Below are 513 nucleotides of genomic sequence, written 5' to 3' on the forward strand. Positions count from 1 at the left end.
CTATTTAATAAATGAGTTGTTATACAAAAAATCGCTAGAATAGCCATTTAAATCTGGTGAGAGCAAAGTGTCTATTAAACCCTGGTTTTTTAGACAGTTGAAAAACGCTTAAAAATACTCGACAAAATTCCTTACCGCCCTATTTTTTCCGTTTTCTGTGCTGACCCCTATTATCATTTTAAGCATTTGCCGTATGACTATCGCCTCCAGTTGGTGAGAGATTTTGATAAGCTACCGCATTTTAATGATCAGTTCTTTCAAATGATGAATAGTTATCGTGCGATGAAAATTATGCAAATTCTAGGTATGAATGTGAATCGTGGTCATTTGACGTATTTTAGTGGTGCTCCTTATGGTAATGCTAAGGTTGAGCAAAACCATCAAGAATGTGAGTTTATGTTGTCTTTGATTCAAGAGAATAAGAAAGTTTATAGAAAGATGCTAAATCGGTTTATTGAGGCTTTTGTGTATGATTTAAAACTGGGTTGGAATGTTGATGATAAGACTGAAAAG

The 513-nt window shown here is 34.1% G+C and carries 1 protein-coding gene; it reads left to right on the plus strand.

The features are described from left to right. Window positions 1-213 precede the first annotated feature (213 nt). Window positions 214-513, plus strand: a 300-nt coding sequence (locus tag M3175_RS25815) for a hypothetical protein (RefSeq protein ID WP_251524543.1), incomplete at its 3' end; no start/stop codon positions are given.

The organism is Robertmurraya korlensis (assembly GCF_023715225.1).
In the GTDB taxonomy this organism is placed as follows: Bacteria; Bacillota; Bacilli; order Bacillales; family Cytobacillaceae; genus Robertmurraya_A.